Genomic DNA, 17,811 nt, shown 5'->3' on the forward strand with positions numbered 1-17,811 from the left:
TTACACTTGTGGTGTGGTCGCTGCTAATGCGATCTACGAATGCTGCTGAGGTAACAGATACTGAGTTAAATCAGTGGTTGGGAAACCAACCAACGGTAACTTTTGTTGTCTTGGCCAACCATTATCCTTACTCATTCATCGATGATGATGGGCAGGTTTCTGGGATCATCAAAGATTGGACATTAGATCTTGAACAGCGTTTTGGTGTTCATGTTCGGTTTGTCACAGTTAACTCGCGTATCGAGGCTAAAGCCGCGTTAGTCGACGGGCGAGGCGATGTATTTCCATTCCAACAGTTCGACCCAAGTGAAGGTGGCCGTTTTCTTGCGAGTGCTCCCTATATTCCTTATCAGGTCGCAGTGATTGTTCCCATCGACAACAAACTCGATGGAAACCTAGATCAAAATAATAAACGCCGTATTGCGATGGTTAATGAAAATATCGATTTGGAGCGAGCCGGTGTCAAATTGAGTTCTATTGAGCGAGTGGATTTTGATAACGTTATTGATGCAGTACGTGCGTTAGGGGCCGGGGATGTCGAAGGCATGGTCGGTGAACCTATCACCACTATGGATCTTGCGGAAAAGATTGGCGTTCATGATTTAGCGGTAAATTATGTTCTGGAGCATTGGAAAAGGTTTGAAGCATCAATGGTGATTCGAACCGATGAACCAGAACTGCTGACGCTAATCAACAAACAGATTGAAACCTTCGACGTTGATAACAAGAACCAGATTTTATCGAAGTGGCTAGACAGTTCCCCCTATCGAGTGCCGCTAAAAGGCGTGTTTGGCTTTGGTAACCCTCCGTATTTTTACCCAGACAGCACCGCAGTCGGGCTAGAGCACGACATTCTTCAGCGTGCACTGAATGACATGGGATATAAACTAGGTGACGTTGTCACACTTCCACCTAGCGCCGCTAAAAAAGCCATCGATAACAATAATTCTATAGCCTTTGTTTCTGGTGTTCAGTTTGATGATCCTAATGCGCACTTTTTAAGTGATAACGTTCTTAATATTGAGTTTGTTCCTGTTTCACTAACTCGCCGCAAACTCCAACTTCAATCCCAAAAAGACCTATCATTAGGGGCGTTATTGTTCGACGAAACATCCTCAATTAAAAACTCTGTTGAAGTTCTGAAGAGTAAGTTAGACATTGATCGTATTGAAGATTACGAAGATCTTGAATCAGCATTCTCGCAGTTGAGGGCTCAAAATGTTGACCTGCTAATGGTTGAACGAAGAGTGCTAGAGTGGTTTATCACCAATACTCGTTTTATTGAAATGGCAGAGCTAACGCTACATGACGAGTATAAAGTTGAGTATCCGATCTATGTGGACTTTAAGAGTGAAGAAATCAGAGATAGCTTCAATGCCGCAATTAAAAGGCTTAAACAGGAGGATGACGGCTTAAACCAAATTATCGAGATGCAGGTTCAGAGTGATTTAAGCCTAGTCCTTAAAAAAGCGAATATTATCGCGCAAATATCTGCGTATTTTATCGTCAACGACCGCTTTGAAGAGTTGACGGAAGTGTTTGAAATTTTCGACACGGACAGTTCTTTTCAGGTGATCACCGCACAAGCGGATAACAATAGTCGCCCGATCAAATCTTGGTACATAGGCAACCTAGTTGATCAATATGGAGAGAAGAAAAATACCTCTCACTTTTCATCAGTCACCAAGGTGGCGAATTATAGGACCAAGGGAGGGAGTATCAACTCTGGTTCGATGACTTTCTACTTTGATGTTAATTCGTTAGTGCGGAACCATGTTTATTTTCCATCTGTCGAACAATTTAGTTCATTCGGAGATGCGGCGAAACGCTATATTACGGATGTTTATCAAGCGAGTAACTTGACTGGAGAGATCCTAAATCTAAGCCAAAAAGAGAGGGCGTGGATTAAAGATAATCCGGATGTACGTATAGGTATCGATCCGAATTCGTTACCTTATGAAGCGGTATCCAATACCGGTGAATACATCGGGATGATTGATGATTATCTAACGCTGATTGAACAAAAAACAGGGCTAAGTATTCAGCATGTTGACGTGGCGAATTGGTCTGAGACCCGAAGCTTGGTTGATCATCATGAAGTGGAACTGGTCTCAGCAGCTCAAGAGAATCGTTCGTTAGGAGATAACGTCAAAGCAGCTAAAAGCTTGTTTTCAAGTCGTTTGGCCATTGCATCGAGAAGAGACGTTAGTAGCTTGGTACTTGAAGAAGCTGATGGTTGGAAAATCGGTATATTGAAGAATGCGGCAAATACTAACGCGATTTTAGATAAGTACCCGAACGTTGAGTGGGTAGAGGTAGAATCCACGGCCGATGGGCTCAACCGATTGGATGATAAAACCTTAGACGGCATGGTCGACACTGTTGATGTCCTCAATTACCTCATTGATTCATTTGGTCATCGAGAGATTGGAATTGTCGGACGACTTGATTTTTTCCTTTCACCCACCTTACATGTCATCAAATCTGAGCCTTTGCTTTATTCGATTGTGAATAAGGCGATTGAGAGTATTTCTGCTGAAGAACATCAAAAGATATCGGCGAAGTGGGCGGCGCCAAAAGCGATAGAAAGAGTTAATTATCAATTGGTTTACACCATTTCGGTGTTCTCTCTGGTGATCCTTCTTCTTATTATTTTCTGGAATCGTAAATTAACTAAGCAGATCAGTATTGCTAAGGAAGCAACCGAAGCTCTGGAAAAGGCGCAGAACCAACTCTACAACATGCTAAATAGCTCTCCAATTGCAGCCAGCGTGGTATTTGAAGAAGAGGTTCGTTACGCGAACGATACGGCAAAACGTTTGTTTGGCGTGGAAGATCAGGCGTTGTCTTCTATCGACGTTGCCGCTATCCATGACTCGCTGAGCGTTCGTGATGGCGTGCATGAAGAGCTCGACCTTAACGGTAAAGTTGAAAATAGGGAGTTAGTACTCAGAAAGTCTGATGGAACCCGATTTGTTGCTTTGGTCAGTTACTATCTTTTTGAGATTGATGGTGAAGTCGCCACACTATTTTGGGCATTCGATATCTCTGAAATGAAGCGCCTAAACGAGCAATTGGAAGAAGAGAAACAGAGAGCCGACTTGGCTAGTCAAGCGAAGTCTGAATTCTTAGCTAATATGAGCCATGAGATAAGAACCCCAATGAACGCCATTATTGGTTTGTCTTATCTGGCGATTGGTGAAATATCTAATCCTGTCGCTCGAAATTACATCGAGAAAGTGCACCGTTCTGGCCATTCGTTACTCGGTATCATCAATGACATCCTTGATTTTTCAAAGATAGAAGCTGGGCAACTTGTTATTGATAACGTCCCGTTTGATCCCGTAACGACTTTTAAAGATGTGATTGAGTTGATGGAATCGAAAGCGGCTGAGAAGCAACTCAATTTGTCTATGGTCATCGACCCAGAGTTAGACACGCCACTACAAGGCGATCCATTGAGGTTGTTCCAAGTCATACTCAACCTTGTGGGCAACGCGATTAAGTTTACGGAACAAGGCAGCGTAGTATTAACGGTGGAGCATGTTGACTCGAACGACAGCAGCCTAACCATGAGAGTGAGTGTGATGGATACCGGGATAGGCATTTCGGATGAGAACCGTCACAAGCTGTTTGAAGCCTTTAGCCAAGCGGATACCACAACGACACGTCGGTTTGGCGGTACAGGGCTTGGGCTCAACATTAGCCAGAAATTAGTTCATGCGATGGGCAGTCAAATTACGGTAGAGAGTGTTTACGGGCAAGGCAGTGAGTTCTCCTTTGTACTGACATTGCCACGCTCAAGCTCGGATGCGTTAGCCGACTTCAAAGCTCAAGAGTTGCAACTGGATTATCAGATAGAGTTCAAAGGGCAAAGAGTGCTATTGGTTGAAGACAATGAGCTGAACCAAGATCTCGCCTTAGCATTTTTCAGTCGCTCTAAATTAAATGCCGATCTTGCTGAAAACGGAAAGGAAGCGCTGGAGTTAGCTAAAAACAACGACTACGAAATAATCTTCATGGATCTTCAAATGCCGATTATGGACGGCTTTGAAGCTACCCGTTTGATTCGTGAATTCGATATAGATGTACCGATTATTGCAATGTCAGCCAATGTTTTTGATGATGCGAAACAACGAGCGAGGGAGTCGGGCATCACGGACTTCTTGGATAAGCCTATTGTTATTGATAAAGCGATGTCTTTGATTACTCGATACATTGTTCCTGAGGTCTTAGTTGAAGGTCGAGCGCCATCAGACACCTCTTCAGATGCGATCCAGACAGGTGATTCTGGTGAGAGTGCGGAATTGCACTCCGATCCCCAAATTGAGCCGCCTGTTTTCTCTCGGTCGAGGTTTGAGCAACTGACTTATCATGATGTGAAGCTGCAAGCCAAAATGCTTGATAGGTTCTGCCAAGGATCGCCAGACATTATGTCGGATGCTTTTGATAACTTAGTACAAGGCGACTGGGAGACGTTAGAGCGTAATCTACATACCTTAAAAAGCATGGCAGCTTCGATTGGTGGATTGCGATTGGCAGAGTTACTCAGTGATTTAGAAAGCAAAGCGCATAACAAGGCGTGTGATGAAGCAGATCTTAAGCAAGGCGAACTTGGGTTAATCGAACTGATTAAAGCAGTTGAGATCAGCTTTGATGTGTCTGGTGTTGGGGGATTCAATACGACAAGTACTGAAGAAGCCGATGCGAGTCTTGCTGATACCTCTGATTCACCGAGCATCACGTCAGAACAGCATGCTCAGTTGCTATCACTGCTGGATGCTTATGATAACGATGCAACTCAATATGTGACTGAGTTACTGGCACAGTATCCACATTCTGTTGTTCTCAAAGATGTTCGAAGTGCGTTAGATAATTATGACTTTGAACGAGCAAAAGAGGGGCTTGGCGCTTCTGAGTAGTTGTCTTTTATAAATATCACTTCAACATTAAAGCCTTTAGCTCTTATAGCGAAATAACTAGCTAGCTAAAGGCTTTAAATCTATCTATACCGAACTAACGACTCACGTTCTGTTTGATTAGCTCAACAACCGTATCGTATCGGTGCGGCAGTTTTCGGTTTCGTTTTTGAACCAGATACAGCGTTTCCTCTACTTCTACCTTTGGCGCCACAACGTGTAGCTTGTCTCTATCTGGGAAGTGTTCAACCGCGCCAGCCGGTAACACGGTAAAACCTAATCCTTTTGATACGGGTAGCAAGATCTGGTGAAGCTGATTGATGTAGCCAGATCTTGGTATCTCATTAACGTTGATGTTCGCTAAGTCTTTATCTCCGCAAAGGTCGAAATACAAAGACAGATAGTGTGCAGAATCTGGGTGGGCAATCAGGCCAATGTCATTCAATACTTGCGGCGTTATCTCTAAATCAGCAAGGCTGTGGTGAACAATAAGACACAGTGCTTCTTTGCCGATGACTTGGCTTTGGTAGTAGCTGTCGTTCGGGGAATGCCTAACAATGCCGATATCGGTAGTGCCTTCGCTTAGGTCATTCAATATCTTTTTGTTTGGAGCGGCTTCTAAGTTAATGCTGAGCTCTTGGTGTTGCTGTTGAAGTTCAAGAAGCTTGGGATACAGACGCAAAGAGAGTGAGCCAGAGCAAGACAAGTGACATTGCCCAGCATAAGGGTTATCAAAACTCAGAGACTCAAAAAGATCTTCTTGGTCTTTCTCTAGTTTGATCGCATAGCGATACATAATCCGACCCTGTTCGGTCAGTTCGAAGCTCTTGTTTTCTCGAGATAGCAGGTCACAATTACAAGCTTGTTCAAGCTTCTTGATGTGTTGGCTGACTCCAGGTTGTGTCATATACAACTTTTCTGCCGTTTGGGTGAAATGGCCAACTTCAACCAGAGTCTTAAACGTATTGAGCCAAAGTGGATTAATCATACTCACCTTCAAATACTAAAGCCTATAAATAACAAAGCCAATAAATAACAGAAAATTATTATTATCTTAAGTAATGATAATTTCAACTCTAGCGTCTTAAGTAACGCTAATCAAAGTCATGTGGTGGTAGCACTTTATATTGGTCTATTGGTCGCTTTGTAGAGTTGCTATGAGTAACAAAGTGTTGCGACTTTGTTGAATTTTTGGTCTATTGACCAACTGTGCTCATATTTAGGAACGAAGATGAATAGAAATGTTTGGCTGCTTTCACTGTGTCAGGCCTTGTTGATGACGGGTAATATATTACTGATCTCTGTGATTGGTTTGATCGGTAAGCAGATTGCACCCAGTGTCAGCATGATCACCTTGCCGGTTGCACTGCAGTTTTTGGGTTTAATGGCAGCCACTATTCCAGCATCTTTAATTTCAGGCAAGTTAGGGAGAAAGCGAGGATTTAGCATTGGTAATGTGGTTGGCATTACAGGAGCTAGTCTTGCCACCTACGCACTGTCTCAACAACATTTCTATTTGTTTTGTTTCGCTACGTTCTTACTTGGGATAGGCATAGGTTTTGGCACGCTTTATCGTTTTGCTGCAATCGAGGTGTGTGATGAAAATGCCCGTCACCGAGCGATCTCTATCTCGATGGCTGGTGGCGTTTTAGCCGCGGTATTAGGACCAAATTTGGCGATTATGTCGCAACAGTGGTCGCAAGATGGCTTGTACATTGGTGCTTTTGCTTCTTTGATTGGATTGAACATTCTTGCGTTACTCATCTTACAAACAATTCAGTTTCCAAAAGTCTCTTTTAATAGTCAGGCACCTAAATCCGATCCTCTCAGTGTGATAGTAAAAGCGCCTAACTTTATTGGCGCAGTGTTTGCTGCCATGGTCGCTTATGCGGTGATGAATATCCTGATGACAGCAACGCCATTGGCAATGATTGGTTGTGGCTTTGACTTTACCAAAGCAGCGGGCGTCATTGAGTGGCACGTATTGGGGATGTTTGTTCCTGCATTCTTTACTGGTTCACTTATTGAGAAGTTTGGCTCAAGAATGATGATCTTGGCAGGCGGGGTTCTGTTCGTCGTCTGTATCGCGATTAACATTCATGGCGAATCTATCTGGCACTTCAGAGCGGCTCTAGTTGTGCTTGGTGTCGGTTGGAACTTTATGTTTATCGCGGCAACAGGTTTGTTTAGTCAGTCCTACCAATCGCAGAATAAAGCTAAGGCACAAGCGTTTAATGAATTTATTGTCTTTGGCTGTGTGACGATTACAGCGATGCTCTCTGGCTGGCTAGAATCGACAGCAGGGTGGCAGAACCTCAATATCTACGTATTACCATTCGTGTTAGCTGTTATCTTGCTGTTCGCATTCAGTGCTCGTAAATCGCGTATTCAAAAGCAGCCTGTGTAATGGCTCATCGAATGGTGGTTCAGTAAATTTGTTACTGTGATTAAAACCCAAGTATCTCGAACTGCGACCAATAGAAAGCCCTACCAAATCGGTAGGGCCTTTGCTTACGGCTTAAATAATAACGTTTTCTTAAAACTGCTGTCGTGGCTTATATCCTGTGACAACAGTACTTAAGCTTGTGTTGTAAATACGCATGACAGAGCCAGCGATGATTTACAGGTCGACCAAAATTGTCTTAGTGGTAATCCCACCTTGGTCATCGATTATCTTCAGTGTCACCTCGTGCTTTCCGTATGAAGGGAAGATTGACGTGAATGTGCGACCTCGTTTCACCTTTCCGTTTGGAAGTGTCCACTCGGTATCAACAATACGACCATCGCTGTCTGAACTTGTAGACCACATGGTTACCCAGCGGCCCAAGTGAATGTACTTCGCGCTCACTTCTGGAAGGGCGTTTGGAGATTCAACACTCACTACGGAGCTAAATGAAGCGGTAGCGCCTTTGTCGTCGACAACAGTCAAGTTCACCGTGTATTCGCCCGCTTGCTCGTAAGACCAAGTTGGTGCCACTTCGTTACTTGTTGTGCCGTTCCCAAAGTCCCATAGGTAACGGGCGATCTCACCGTCTTGGTCTGAGCTGAAGTTGTTTGCAGAAACAGTCAGACCAGTCACATTAAGCTCGAAGTTCGCAGTAGGAACGATGTTGTGTTGGCTTACTTTAGATAAGCGAACCACACCGTATTCGTTGTTATCACTCTGATTCACAATATCGACCGCTAAACCAAACTCCGTCAGGATGCGTCCTGAATCTGGTGCTTGAGGCGATGTGTAATCTTGGTCATCCGAGAAGCTAGCATTGCCAACCAAACTGGCATCTTCGAGTACATCGTTGTCGCTGTTTACAAGACGCATTGGAGTATGATCTTTGAGTGAAAACGCTGCGTCTCGAACTTGGTAGCGTGTTTGAGCCGCTTCACCAGAGTTTGCCCACACCATGGCATTTTGGTCTGCATCGACCACGCCTAACCAACCTTCACCAGGGTGTTTACCTACCCAGTTGTCGGTTAGTGATTCGTCGACGTACCAAATGATCAAGCCAGGGTCGAATGACATCAGTTGTCCCATGCGTTTGATGTTCGCTAGGCCTTCATCAACATCCATGTGGCTGCGCCATTGCAATAGATAGTAGTGCTGCGCTTGATGGAATCCATTACTCAGCTTGTAACCATTAAGGGCGAAGGTGGAGTTGCTTTCACCATCGTCTATTGAGGTCACTTCACCATCGACAACAACAGCAAGGTTATCTAAATAGGAGCCTTCCATTGCTAAGCCGCCATCGGTGATGTATTCAAAAGACAGTTCCACTTCTTGGCCTGCCCATTGTGAAACGTCGAACTCAGCGTCGACCCATCCGCCAGATTCGCCGCCAATAGCAGGAACGAGGTCCGTGTTGTATGGATCGTCCATTGAGGTAATGTTTCCTGCAATGGCTTGTCCGTTGATTAGCACGCGCGCAAAGTCGTAGTCTTTTTCAATCTCATACCAAGTTTTGAAAGACAGCAGTGCAGAATCACCCGCTGGGATCATCAACTTGCGAGTCATACTGTTTTTCAGATCATCGCCTTTTTGAGAGTGGAATGAATACTCGCCCTCAAAGGGTTTCAGACTTTCAATCTGCTTTTCAGGAAGATCCACTTTGATCATGTTAGGACGACTGTTATCCGTTGTTTGGAACAGCGTATACACTTGTGGATTGTCTTCTAGGTCATCAATCGAGAGCTGATCATCGTTAACCCAACGTCCGCTAATCGATTTCTGTAGGAAGTGTTTTGCCCAAGAGCTGAATGCCGTTGGTTGTGTACCACCAATTTGACCAGCCCAACTGCCCGAAGACATGATTGACCAGTAAGAAACCGGTTCGCCTCTGCCTGTGTATTGCGTGTCATACTCGTCTGGTAAGCCTAAATCATGACCATATTCGTGGGCACAAACACCTGCAGCCGCATCAATCGGTTGAATGGTGTAATCGAACGCCGCGTATTGGCCACCAAATCGATCTGGAAGCGAGCTAGAAGTACCTTCCAGTACATGAATGCGACCAAGGTTGAATCGGTGAGACCAAATCGCATCAGGGCCTAACACGCCACCACCGGCTTCTTCGCCTACCGATGCATGAAACACCATCAGGTGATCAATCACACCATCGGGTTCGCGGAAATTTCCGTCACCGTCGTAATCGTAACGATCTTCGATGTCGTAATCGGCAAGGTTGATACTCGGATCTTGAGCCAGTTGATTCAGCGCTTCACGAACCAGTTCTTGGGCGTTTAGGTCGTTGTCGGTGGTAGGGGAGTTGCCACCATAGAATGACGCAGGCTTAGAGGCGCGATACCAACCTGCCGCTTGACCTGCAACGCTGTAACTGTCGCCTGATTCGCTTTGGTAATATTGGCGCATCGAGATTAGGTTTTCGCCATTTGGCCCTGTGTAGCCAGAATTTGAAAACAACAACTCTTGATAATGTTCAGGGCTGTAGCTCTCGTAGAGCATCTGCGTGTGCTCTTCGGTCAACTTGTTGTCATCCCAGTTCAAATCAGGGAAATCGACCAATAGAGCGAGTACTTTATCGGTGCGCTTGGTGCCGACTTCTAAAGCAAAGACACTCGCTTTTTTAACGCCAGACCCTTTTTCTATGGCTTTGAGTATTTTTACGCGTTGCTCAAGTGCTTTTTTTCCGAATTGAGCATCGCCTTTGAAACCGGAATTGATTTTATTTTTCAAGTAACGGTCAAGCGCATCCTGCTTTGCCACATCGGTTGCATCTTGGTCGACTAAGCCTTGTCTAACTAGCATTTCAATGAGTTTGTCTTCATTAACTACGCCTAAATCAATAGGTGTTTTTGCATAACCACTGACGCTAAATAGAGTAAGCATTGCTGAAGCCAACAATGTTCTTCTCATCATTTTCATTATATTTACTTTTTATATTTCCATGTCGATATCAGTATCAACTTGCCTTATTCGGATCTGTTGTCCGAGTTTGGCCTAATACACTCTTGTGGTGTCTTATTTAACTGACGTGTGTTTGTTGTATTTTTTTTACCTTCTATCTCTTTTGTATTGGTTGTCTCTTTTCTATTTTTTGAATCAAACGGAGTGCTCTTCACTTTTTTAGCGTTGAGATAGATACGCAAAGCTTCTTGATTTTCCTCATAGGTTAAGCCTGAACAGATAACACCTTGTTTAATCAATGACTTCAGCAATAGTTCGTCGTTCTCAATAGTGGAAGCCTGTGACAGTGAGGAAAAAATTAGAACCATTAAAGCCATTGTTTTGTGTGACATTATTATATCAAGCCATCAGTTTTGATTATGTAACAAAATATATTTATAAAATTTACCAATCAAATGGATAATTATTACAATTAATTATTCGTTCCGGTTTCAACATTTAGAGTTAATATAAAATAAGGAGTGTTATTTATTCTATTGTCAGTTATTTAATGGGTTTTGTTGAATGAATAGTTGATAGTTTGGATGTTTAATAACATTGATTAGGTCGTGGTTATTATTCTGGAGGGCGCTTTATACAAGGCGTTGGGTTCTAACTAATAAGATGATTTTTTATTATCGGTGTTTTAAAATACGCATGTAATAACTGAGTCATTAGTAAATACCCATGCTCAAATTATTTTTACTCAAAATATCAATAATTAGGGTATTAAGCGCGATTTAAAGTGCTTCAAGAGAACAGATTTCACAATAGCTCGATCAAATGGAGTTATCAGATAAGAAAAAGAGCCCGCGTTTAGGCTTTTTAGTTCGTGTACGCGTTAGCGATTTACTTATGGTTGAGTAGAGGATTGCCATGGTTAAGACATCCAAGCTTACTAAAGGCTTTGTTGAATGAGTGCTGTGCAAAGATTTAAACATTCGTACATTCCATACCTCTGTTTCAATGAGAACCATGAGATTTAAACTGTAGGTAACTTAGATGATTTATAAATGTTGATTTGAGAAGAAGCGTGAAGCGCTGAGCTTTGTGAGGTGTCGAGCGTATTTTTGTATAAATAGCAGGCATTTACACAAAATGTGACGTTCACATTTTGTCATAACTTTAATAATTGTATATATTCCTCGCCTAAAATAATAATTAACCTAAGTTAATATAATGACTGTCAGCTCATCTACTCAATCTCGTGAAACGCTTCTCAGCGAAAACGAACAACTTGTCTCTACCACTGATTTAAAAGGCGTGATTACGTACAGTAATGATGCTTTTTGTCGCATAGCGGAATACAGCCAACAAGAATTGCTAGGGCAACACCACAATATCGTAAGGCATAACGATATGCCGAAAGCCGCTTTTGCTGATATGTGGGTTAACCTAAAGCAAGGTAAAGCTTGGCGTGGCATCGTAAAAAACAAAACCAAATCTGGTGGGTTTTACTGGGTCGATGCTTATGTAACTCCAATTTACGACAATGGTAAGGTGAGTGGCTACCAATCTGTTCGTATTAAGCCAAAGAATGAATGGATACAAGTTGCAGATAAGGCTTACCAAGGCCTCTTGAAGGCCGAAAAGTCGGGTCGCCAATGGTCATTAAAGATCAGTGACAGTGTTCGTTACGCCGTGTTGCTAGGCTCTTTGGCTGCGCCGTTAATTTCAAATCTCATTGAAGTAGGGCAAGTATCACAATGGTTGTTGAGCCTACTTCCTGTTTCAGCATTAGCACTGCTTTTCCGACAAGAGCTGATTGATACTCCACTGCAGTTGAAAAAGCTGCAATCTAAATTCGATAGTGTTAGTCGTCTTGTTTATTCAGGTAATAGTCAGTTCTCTATTGCCGATTTTCACTTAAAACTATTGTCTGCAAGAATCCACACCGTATTAGGTCGCATGACAGACTCAGCCAAGCCGTTACAAGATTTGGCTGACAACCTAAATGCGACGTCATTTGAAGTATCAGAAGCCTTAGATCAACAAACAAAAGACATTCTTCAAGTACGAGAGGCGACTGAAGAGGTTGAAGTCACCGCCAATGAGGTCTCTTCTCGCACAGAAGAAGCGCACCAGATTGTTGATGTGACTTTGCAAACCTGTGCTGGCGCTAAAGAAAGCATTAATCAAACTCATCAAAACTTAGAGAGCCTAGCTTCTCAGGCTGAAAAGGCGACTCAAACGACTTACCAACTGAGCGATCAAGCGCAGAGCGTAAGCAAGATAATGGAAGAGATTGGTGGAATCGCCGAACAAACCAACTTGTTGGCCCTGAACGCTGCGATTGAAGCGGCGAGAGCGGGCGAGCAAGGACGAGGCTTTGCCGTTGTTGCCGACGAAGTCCGTGCATTGTCGGGTCGAACCTCAAAGGCTACGGTTCAGATCAAAGAGAGCATCGATACCATGCTAACGACGATTGAAGGGTGGCAAAAAGATATTCTGGCGAACCGTAAGCAAACGGACGCATGTGGTGATGTTGCGAAGGTGAGTGCAGAGCGCTTGTCGGAAGTCGAAAACCTAATGCAATCCATGAATGAACTCATGCAGTCTGTTGAAAGTTCTGCTCATAAGCAACGTGAGCTGTCGAGTGAAGTCAATCTGCATATGCAGTCTATCGCCTCGACCGCAGAACAAAACTTAGTGGCAACGCATTCTGTGAAAGACCACTCCACAGAGCTAAAAGAACGAGTCAATGAGTTCTACCAACTGGCAAAGCGTTTCGAAGAAAAATAGCCGTTAGATTTAATCCGAATGAGAGAAAAGACAAAAAAAGCCCCGTATTTTCATGCGGGGCTTTCTGTATGCATCAACCCATTGAAGGGCGAGACAATGTATTCAAGATTAAGCTAGAAGCTCTTTCGCTGTGTTTACTACGTTTTCAGTAGTGAAACCGAACATCTTGAATAGCTCACCTGCAGGTGCAGACTCGCCGAACGTTGTCATACCGATGATCTTGCCACCGAAACCAACGTACTTGTACCAGAAGTCAGCGATGCCAGCTTCTACAGCGATACGTGCCGTTACGTCAGATGGAAGTACAGACTCACGGTACTGCGCGTCTTGTTTGTCGAACGCATCAGTAGCAGGCATAGAAACTACGCGTACTTTCTTACCTTCAGCCGTTAGCTCAGCAGCAGCGTTAACCGCTAGCTCAACTTCAGAACCCGTTGCGATAAGGATAAGCTCTGGCTTGCCTTCACAATCTTTCAGGATGTAACCACCCTTAGCGATGTTTGCTACTTGCTCAGCGTCACGATCTTGTTGTGCAAGGTTTTGACGAGAGAAGATAAGTGCAGAAGGACCATCTTTACGCTCGATTGCTAGTTTCCAAGCAACAGCAGACTCAACTTGGTCACATGGGCGCCATGTGCTCATGTTTGGAGTTAGACGTAGAGAAGCGATTTGCTCAACTGGTTGGTGAGTTGGACCATCTTCGCCAAGACCGATAGAGTCATGCGTGTAAACTTGGATGTTCTGAGTTTTCATCAGAGCAGCCATACGCATAGCGTTACGCGCGTATTCCATGAACATTAGGAACGTTGCGCCGTATGGTACGAAACCACCGTGTAGAGCGATACCGTTCATGATAGCCGTCATACCGAATTCACGTACACCGTAATGGATGTAGTTACCAGAGAAGTCGTTCGCTTCAAGAGACTTAGAACCAGACCACATAGTTAGGTTAGAAGGCGCAAGGTCAGCAGAGCCGCCCATGAATTCTGGTAGCATAGCACCGAACGCTTCTAGAGCATTTTGAGATGCTTTACGTGATGCGATGTTTGCTGGGTTAGCTTGAAGATCAGCGATGATTGCCGATGCTTTCTCTTCCCACTCAGCTGGTAGGTCACCGTTTACGCGGCGTTTGAATTCAGCTGCCAGCTCAGGGTATGCTGCTTCATAAGCTGCAAGTTTCTCGTTCCACGCTGCTTCCTTAGCTGCGCCTGCTTCTTTCGCATCCCACTCTGAGTAAACTTCCGACGGAATTTCAAAAGGACCGTGCTCCCAACCTAATTCTTTACGTGTTGCTGCAATTTCTTCAGCGCCTAGTGGAGCACCGTGACAGTCGTGCGTACCTGCTTTGTTTGGAGAACCAAAGCCAATCACCGTTTTAGTGCAGATTAGAGTAGGGCGAGGGTCTGCTTTAGCCGCTTCAATCGCTGCGTTGATAGCGGCAGAGTCGTGGCCATCTACTGCTGGGATTACGTGCCAGCCGTAAGCTTCAAAACGCTTAGGTGTATCGTCAGAGAACCAACCTTCAACTTCGCCATCGATAGAGATACCGTTGTCATCCCAGAAAGCAACCAGCTTACCAAGACCAAGCGTACCTGCTAGAGAACATGCTTCGTGAGAAATACCTTCCATCAGACAGCCATCACCCATGAATGCATAAGTGTAGTGGTCTACGATGTCGTGGCCTTCTTTGTTGAACTGTGCTGCAAGCGCTTTCTCAGCCATTGCCATACCAACAGCGTTAGTGATGCCTTGACCTAGAGGACCAGTCGTTGTTTCGATGCCTGGTGCGTAGCCGTACTCTGGGTGACCTGGAGTCTTAGAATGCAGTTGACGGAAGTTTTTAAGATCTTCAATTGAAAGCTCGTAACCTGCTAGGTGAAGCAGAGAGTAAATCAGCATTGAGCCGTGGCCGTTAGACAGGATAAAACGGTCGCGGTCAGCCCACTCTGGGTTTGCTGGGTTATGGTTTAGGTGAGAGCGCCAAAGTACTTCAGCGATGTCTGCCATACCCATAGGTGCGCCTGGGTGACCAGAGTTTGCTTGTTGTACGCCGTCCATGCTTAGAGCACGAATAGCGTTAGCTAGATGTTTGCGATTCATAAGAACTTCCGAATAAAAATTAAGAAAAACAAAATTGATAAAAGTAGGGGAACTGAACGTTCCCCTATTTGAATTTGGTAAGAGTGATTACAGCTTAGCTGCGATCATGTCTTCTAGTTTGCCTTGGTCAACGGCGAAGTTGCGGATGCCTTCAGCCAGTTTCTCAACAGCCATTGCATCTTGGTTGTGGTCCCATAGGAACTCAGCGTGAGTCATCGCTGCTGGACGCTCTTTAGTACCGTTAGAGTCGATAAGTTTCTCAACTACTTCGCCTTCTGCTGCTTCTAGGTCTGCTAGAAGTTGAGGAGCGATAGTTAGACGGTCACAACCAGCAAGTTCAAGGATCTCGCCGATGTTACGGAAGCTTGCGCCCATAACAACAGTCTTGTAACCGTGGTCTTTGTAGTAGTTGTAGATATCTGAAACAGAGATTACGCCTGGATCTTCTGAAGCTTCGAAATCACGACCTTCTTTCGCTTTGTACCAGTCCATGATGCGACCTACGAAAGGAGAGATTAGGAATACGCCAGCTTCAGCACAAGCACGAGCTTGAGCGAAAGAGAATAGAAGCGTTAGGTTACAGTTGATGCCTTCTTTCTCTAGGATTTCAGCAGCACGGATGCCTTCCCAAGTAGAAGCCAGTTTGATAAGGATGCGGTCGTTAGTGATGCCAGCGTCGTTGTACATTTTGATAAGTTGACGAGCTTTAGCAACACTGCCTTCCATGTCGTAAGAAAGACGAGCATCTACTTCTGTAGAGATACGGCCAGGTACAACTTTCAGGATTTCTTTACCGATGTTTACGTTAAGCATGTCGCAAGTGTCTTGAACTTGCTGTGCTTTGTCATCGCTTTGCGCTTTAGCGTATTCGATAGAAGCATCGATTAGAGGTGCGTACTCAGCAATTTGAGCAGCTTTAAGAATTAGAGATGGGTTAGTTGTTGCATCTTCAGGAGTGTACTTGCTGATAGCTTCGATATCGCCAGTGTCAGCTACAACAGTTGTTAGTTTACGAAGTTGCTCTAATTTATTGCTCATTTTGATCATCCTATGTATCGCATAACACCTCATTAATGGGAGAGGTGTGGGCATTTGCAAGCTAACTAATGAAGTTCTCAATGGTTGTACCAGTGAGCCAAACTTACATTAATTTAAATTTTTCTCCGAACGAACATTTGCACAGAACATTTGATCGCTCGATGAGTAAATGATGTAGCCATATTTATCCGATCTAGCACCAAAGTCAACGGTAAATAGTCCTGTATGGTGACTTCAGTCAAATATATTTCGCTCTAGTAATCATGGGGTATGCAAGCAAACGTTTAATGGGCAGAATGAAGTGAATTAATCAACAATAAAACCAAGGTCATCATCGTGAACAAATGTTCCTTGCTGTTACATATGTTCACGGTGTAAACTTGTGTATCACTTGCTGATGCATCGAACATTTGTTCTCAAGCAGGTAAAATAATTGTTAAATATTGGTTGAGTGGTATATGAGTAAGAATATCCAAGATGTTTCCGAAGAAAACACTGATCTCCTCACTGAAGTCGCGGTTGCTTATTATCAAGATGGTGCCACGCAAGAAGAGATATCTAAAAAGTACTCTATCTCCCGTGCAAAGGTTGGTCGAATGCTCAAGCAAGCCCGAGATGAGGGCATTGTTGAGATCACCGTGAAATACCACCCTGTCTTTAGTGCGAAGATCGAGCAACGTTTGATCGAACGATTTGGTGTAAAGCGTGCGCTTGTGGCACTAGACCAACCGAATGAAGAGAAGCAACGACTCCAAGTAGCCGGTTTAGTGTCTAACTATCTTACCAGTACACTGAAAAACGGTATGGTGGTGACAGTAGGGCAAGGGCGAAACGTATCGTCTGTTGCTCACCACACTGGCGTAATTACGCCACGAGACTGTAAATTCGTGTGTGGTATCGGCGGTATTCACCCAAGAGGCGGTATGTTTAATGCCGACCATATATGCAGGCAGCTAGCCAAAAAGTACGGTGGATCTTCTGAAACCTTATACGCGCCCGCTTATGCCGAGAATAAAGCGCAAAAAACCGCATTTATGGAAAACAGCACCGTTAAGCAGACACTCGATCTCGCTCGAAAAGCCGATGTTGCATTAGTCGGTATCGGTGATATGAGTGAAAACAGCTATATGGTCGACTTAGGTTGGTTTACCGCAGGTGAGGTCGTTCAATCTCGTTTATTGCAAGGAGTCGTCGGTGACTTTGCGGGTTATGACTTTTTCGATGTTCACGGTAAAACAGCAAACACAGTAATGAGTGACCGTGTGATTGGTTTGGCCTTGGAAGAATTCCGCCCAATTGCAGAAGTCATTGCCATTGCAGCCGAGAACAGTAAACCACTCGCTTTGTTAGGTGCACTAAGAACCGGCGTGGTAGACGTGATCGCAACCAGCGTAAGTAATGCTTTAACGGTACTTAATTTGGACGAACAACTTAGCGTGAATAAACCATACGGCAGTGAATAGTAAGATATTTGTGCTTCGTTGAATTCACTATTTGAGTAATCATGGAAAATCCCCCTAATGAAACCAGTGCAATAAGGGGGATAACTATTAGACATGACTCGAATAGTGAATTTGTTCAGCGGTTGAAAGAATTATCACTCTTTAATGTTAA

The 17,811-nt window shown here is 44.1% G+C and carries 9 protein-coding genes; 4 read left to right on the plus strand and 5 right to left on the minus strand.

The window, feature by feature from the left end; genetic code table 11:
- The first annotated feature begins 26 nt into the window (after positions 1-26).
- Positions 27-4,922, plus strand: coding sequence for an ATP-binding protein (locus AB4583_RS16345; protein WP_372118343.1), 4,896 nt, complete (start codon positions 27-29; stop codon positions 4,920-4,922).
- A gap of 94 nt (positions 4,923-5,016) precedes the next feature.
- Here AB4583_RS16345 and AB4583_RS16350 read toward each other — a convergent pair whose 3' ends face one another.
- Positions 5,017-5,907 carry a LysR family transcriptional regulator gene (locus tag AB4583_RS16350; protein WP_372118346.1) on the minus strand — a complete coding sequence of 297 codons (891 nt, stop codon included), beginning with the start codon at positions 5,905-5,907 and terminating at the stop codon, positions 5,017-5,019.
- 243 nt (positions 5,908-6,150) lie between these two features.
- Here AB4583_RS16350 and AB4583_RS16355 point away from each other — a divergent pair, with 243 nt between their 5' ends.
- On the plus strand, positions 6,151-7,326 hold the full coding sequence (locus tag AB4583_RS16355; RefSeq protein WP_017061890.1) for an MFS transporter: 1,176 nt from the start codon (positions 6,151-6,153) through the stop codon (positions 7,324-7,326).
- A 213-nt stretch (positions 7,327-7,539) separates the two neighbouring features.
- Here AB4583_RS16355 and AB4583_RS16360 read toward each other — a convergent pair whose 3' ends face one another.
- A complete protein-coding gene (locus AB4583_RS16360) occupies positions 7,540-10,296 on the minus strand; it encodes an immune inhibitor A domain-containing protein (RefSeq protein WP_372118349.1) in 2,757 nt (918 codons plus the stop codon).
- A gap of 47 nt (positions 10,297-10,343) precedes the next feature.
- The gene (locus AB4583_RS16365; RefSeq protein ID WP_372118352.1) at positions 10,344-10,670 is read right to left on the minus strand and encodes a hypothetical protein; all 327 of its coding nucleotides are present in this window, start codon (positions 10,668-10,670) and stop codon (positions 10,344-10,346) included.
- An 826-nt stretch (positions 10,671-11,496) separates the two neighbouring features.
- Between AB4583_RS16365 and AB4583_RS16370 the strand changes: the two genes are divergently transcribed.
- Positions 11,497-13,059, plus strand: a complete 1,563-nt coding sequence (locus tag AB4583_RS16370; protein WP_372118355.1) for a methyl-accepting chemotaxis protein — start codon at positions 11,497-11,499, stop codon at positions 13,057-13,059.
- A gap of 108 nt (positions 13,060-13,167) precedes the next feature.
- On the opposite strand, the gene tkt is transcribed toward AB4583_RS16370, so the two are convergent.
- Both tkt and tal read right to left on the minus strand, forming a co-directional pair.
- Positions 13,168-15,159, minus strand: a complete 1,992-nt coding sequence (tkt, locus tag AB4583_RS16375) for a transketolase (RefSeq protein ID WP_372118357.1) — start codon at positions 15,157-15,159, stop codon at positions 13,168-13,170.
- 87 nt (positions 15,160-15,246) lie between these two features.
- Positions 15,247-16,197 (minus strand): transaldolase, encoded by a 951-nt coding sequence (gene tal / locus AB4583_RS16380; RefSeq protein WP_046209277.1) that lies wholly within the window; start codon positions 16,195-16,197, stop codon positions 15,247-15,249.
- A gap of 458 nt (positions 16,198-16,655) precedes the next feature.
- On the opposite strand from tal, the gene AB4583_RS16385 reads away from it, so the two are divergent.
- The gene (locus AB4583_RS16385; RefSeq protein ID WP_017064428.1) at positions 16,656-17,660 is read left to right on the plus strand and encodes a sugar-binding transcriptional regulator; all 1,005 of its coding nucleotides are present in this window, start codon (positions 16,656-16,658) and stop codon (positions 17,658-17,660) included.
- Positions 17,661-17,811 lie beyond the last annotated feature (151 nt).

Source organism: Vibrio sp. 10N.222.49.C12, from assembly GCF_041475025.1.
Classification (GTDB): Bacteria; Pseudomonadota; Gammaproteobacteria; order Enterobacterales; family Vibrionaceae; genus Vibrio; species Vibrio crassostreae_C.